We start from the raw sequence: 859 nt of genomic DNA, 5'->3' as shown, positions 1-859 counted from the left end.
AATCCTTGCCCCTGTCTCGGCAAGTGGGGGATAAGGCACAGGAAGCAACTACCCTCAACAATATTGGCCAGGTTTACTCCGACCTGGGAGACCAGCAAACGGCCCTAGACTACTACAACCAATCCTTGCCCCTGTCTCGGGAAGTGGGGGATAAGGCAGGGGAAGCAGGTACCCTCTCCAATATTGGCCTAGTTTACTCCGACCTGGGAGACAAGCAAACGGCCCTAGACTACTACAACCAATCCTTGCCCCTGTTCCAGCAAGTGGGGGATAAGAAAGGGGAAGCAACTACCCTCTCCGATATTGGCGCGGTTTACGACGCCCTGGGAGACCAGCAAACGGCCCTAGACTACTTCAACCAATCCTTGCCCCTGACACGGGAAGTGGGGGATAAGGCAGGGGAAGCACGTACCCTCAACAATATTGGCGGGGTTTACGACGCCCTGGGAGACAAGCAAACGGCCCTAGACTACTTGAACCAATCCTTGCCCCTGAGACGGGAAGTGGGGGATAAGGCAGGGGAAGCGGTTACCCTCTATAATCTCGCTTCCACCAAACGCACTCAAGGCAACCTTACAGAAGCCCTAACCCACATCGAAGCCGCCATTGCCCTTATCGAAGACCTCCGCACCAAAATCGACAGCGAAAAGCTGCGCCAGTCTTACTTCGCTCAAGTGCAAAACCAGGGTTACTACGAATTCTACATCGACTTGCTGATGCAACTGCACCAGCAAAACCCGGATAAAGGCTACGACAAACAAGCCCTCAGTGCCAGCGAAAGTGCCCGCGCTCGCACGTTGTTAGAAATTCTCGCCGAAGCCAATGCCGATATCCGCACTGGCGTAGACCCGGAATTACG

The 859-nt window shown here is 54.6% G+C and carries 1 protein-coding gene; it reads left to right on the top strand.

All coding sequences use genetic code 11. From position 1 onward, the window contains the following. Window positions 1–859: tetratricopeptide repeat protein (locus LKK83_RS29065; protein ID WP_324634953.1), on the top strand; the 859-nt coding region annotated here is incomplete at both ends.

This window comes from Phormidium sp. CCY1219 (assembly GCF_035615515.1).
Lineage (GTDB): Bacteria > Cyanobacteriota > Cyanobacteriia > Cyanobacteriales > Laspinemataceae > CCY1219.
Note: the sequence above shows the minus strand (reverse complement) of the source record. Positions and strands in the feature narration are given on the sequence as shown.